Below are 3,211 nucleotides of genomic sequence, written 5' to 3'. Positions count from 1 at the left end.
AGAAACGTACATAGATTTCAAATATATGAAGATTCTTTCTTTAATGTGCACAGGGACTTTGCCTACCACTGCATTTTCTTCATTTCCCATTTTCCCTCGAAATACAAGGATACATTCCCCTTCTTTACCTGAAGGGAAATCCTGCGGAAAAGAGTTTATTTCTATTAAGCCACCTTCGCTGTTTGCAAGTATTTTGCCCTGCCACGAGGTAATAAATTTTCTCTCTCCAGTATTATTGTCATAATAAAGTTCAAATGACCCCTCCATATCCTCAGAGGACATGTTTTTGACTTTATATCCATTAAAATAATCAGGGTCTTCTACCATATCCATCTCTCCCCTGAAGAAATAATTCAATAGCCCTGCCGAGTAGCCGACTGCTCGGGGGATGAGAAAGGAGGCATAGTCCGTATAGACATTTCTGTCTAAGACAGGTATTTTTGGAAGGGCAAAACTTAGTAGCGGATATTTTTGTCTGTAATAATCAAGAAGGTCAACTGCTGAAAGAAGGTAACCCTCTCCTCCCTTTGTCTCTCCACAACATTTTTTAAGATAATATTCTCTTGTGTATACTTGGCCTGAAACACTTGTATAAGTCCTTCCAACTACTGGAGTATTTCCGTCAATCCTCGGATAAGGATAGTTTTTTGAATTTATTGTATCTTCGCTGAAAAAGTTGGCATTTGTGTATTCGGTTATTCCAATACTGCCTCCAACTGTTATGTCAGGGTTATTGTTAATATACTTATTCTGATCCCATAAGGCTGAGATAGGAACTTTAGCTAAAGAAAGATTGACTGCCTCATTAAAGATGGATTGGTTAACAGAAATTCCTGTGTAGGTAAGATTTCTATAGTTACTTTTTGCCCAGCTTTCATAGGTTGGTCTGCCAACGCTGATTCCCAATCCAGGAATTGTTAAAGGAAACACATGTATATCATTCCTTACATGGGCAGGAACAGAAGAATCTGCTATCAGGTGCATCACTTGACCTAATGCCCTAAATGTATAAGCAAACTTCTGCTCCCTTATGTCTTTGTCTTTCCCTGTCAGCGCCTCATAATAAAGACTCCGTGCTTTGGCCCAGGACCAATCTCCTCCTAACAGAAATCCCACATTACTCTGATCCTGAGCCCAGAGAATGGAAGATTTACCGGTGACATGATATAGATATGGAGATACTGGAATAACAACATACCCATCTAATCCTGCATTATTCCAGGATTTAGTAGGATCGTGGAAATGATTGTTGGCACGGATTATGGGAGAGTCTTCTTGTTTGGCTCCGTCTTCAAACCATTTATATATTTGCTTTTTATTTGCAATGCTATCTATCCCTTGATTGAATCCGAAATCAGAAAGAGATTTAAGAAAATTGTTGGATTGCTTTAGAGCTGCTGTATTAATTAAGGGATGTACATTATCAGTATCATATGAAAATACATGAGATGTTAAAAACCCTAAGAATAAAATAGTTGAGATAGATTTTACTAAAAATTTCTTAGAAAGCATTTTTATACCTCTTACTCTATAGGTACTGGTTCTAGCCCCAAACTTGTACGTTCATCATTTATTATCTTAAGAAACTTTTTATATTTTGCCTTAGGAATTGAAGCAGGTTCGCATCGCTGATTTTCTATCCGTTCTTCTCTCGTCTTCAACTTCGGCAATTCAATAGTCACATATTGTTTCTCAGGCAATGTCCCATTAGGCACAAACATAGGCTTTACATCCTTATGCATAGGATAACATCCATATCCAGGCTTGAATATCCTGAACTGTGGATAATGGTCCCAGCCACTCAAAAGTCTGAACTTATTAATCCTTATTGCAGGTATCCTGAATTCCCCATTTTTATCTGTAACTGTCTCCTGTGCATTCTGTATAATAAACAGCTAAAACAGCAGCACCCTCTATTGGCTCTTTCGTCTCTGCATCAATTACCTTCCCGTAATAAGAGTCGTATTTATTGGTGACGGTGCAGCCTATGATGAAAGGCAAAAGTAGAATGACTATTGTAATAATTACATTTTTTTGTATATCCATTCTAAAACCTCCATATCCTCCAGAAGCCACTGCTGTCTTTTACAAACACAAGGTGGAAAGATAGCGCCTTCCCAGCTCTAAATGTTAATAACTCATATTCTGCTTTTATGTCATCTATTTCAACAAGATTGATTTGTGCTGTATTTAAGTCGTTAACTATCTCATTTGCTACTGACAGCAAGGCTTTAAATTGCTCTCTATATGTGTCCTGTACAGATAAATCAAAGTACTCCATCATCCCTTCAATATCGCCACTTTGGAGTTTATTCTTCATCCCCTCCCACTTCCCTTTAAGCAAAGTATCTATCTCAGTTTTATTCAGAACTGTTATTGCAATCGTATCTGAATAGGTATTCCCTTGATCATCTGTAACTGTGAGTGTTGGATAAAAGATTCCTTCTGATGTATAAGTGTGGCTTATGTTTTCGAAGGTTTGGCCTGTGTAGTCAATCACTCCATCCCCCTCAAAATCCATCTGGTACGAGACAGGAGTAAAAGAGGTTGAGACTGAGAAGTAAACCTGAAGTGGTGCAATTCCACTTGTGATGTTTGCTGAGAGTCCTATTGGCTGGGTTATGTCTGTTGTATTCACCGTGATCGATGCACTTGCGGAATTACCAAGGCTGTCTTTGATAGTAGCTGTTATTGTGTTTGTTCCGACTGTGAGAGGCACATTGTTGGCTATCCATTCGTTACCCATTGTCTCCGCTATTAACCCATTCACTGTTATACCAATGTCCTTAGTGTCTGATTTAAAAGTTCCTTTGACGATAATCTTTGTTTTGTTTATCGTCTCCCCATCAGTCGGCGATGTTATCTTTATCTCAAGGGGTAGCTTAACTATAAAGGTTAAGACTGAACTTTCTCCTCCGCCAGGGGCAGGATTGATTACCTTGACTTGATAACTGCCCACTGTCTTTATGGCTTCTGATGGTATCGTTGCCTCTATCTGTGTCTTACTTATGTATCTTGAGGAAAATTGCTGATCATTGAAGCTTACGATGGATGCCTTTACGAAGTTATCACCTGTTAATGTAAGGGTAAATTCAGGGCTTCCTTCTACTGTTGATGTTGGGTTTATGGATGTGAGGGAAGGGAGAGTATTTAAGACTGTGAAGGTTGCCTTATTTGATGTTCCACCTCCTGGCAGGGGATTGGATGCTGT

3 protein-coding genes are annotated in these 3,211 nt (G+C 38.9%); all 3 read right to left on the bottom strand.

What is annotated here, in order from left to right:
• The coding region (locus HZC12_03680; GenBank protein MBI5025828.1) for a hypothetical protein at positions 1 to 1,512 on the bottom strand (1,512 nt) is incomplete at its 3' end.
• 342 nt (positions 1,513 to 1,854) lie between these two features.
• Entirely contained in the window at positions 1,855 to 2,046 is a 192-nt protein-coding gene (locus HZC12_03675; protein ID MBI5025827.1) for a hypothetical protein, read from the bottom strand.
• 1 nt (position 2,047) lies between these two features.
• On the bottom strand, positions 2,048 to 3,211 hold a 1,164-nt coding region (locus HZC12_03670), incomplete at its 5' end, for a hypothetical protein (GenBank protein MBI5025826.1).

It is taken from the genome of Nitrospirota bacterium (assembly GCA_016214385.1).
Classification (GTDB): domain Bacteria; phylum Nitrospirota; class Thermodesulfovibrionia; order UBA6902; family JACROP01; genus JACROP01.
The sequence above is the reverse complement of the archived record's forward strand: the minus strand, read 5'-3'. Positions and strand labels throughout refer to the sequence as shown.

Bases quoted from the DNA above. Each gene is read 5' to 3' on its own strand.
- HZC12_03675 (MBI5025827.1), bottom strand. From the start codon at position 2,046: ATGGATATACAAAAAAATGTAATTATTACAATAGTCATTCTACTTTTG.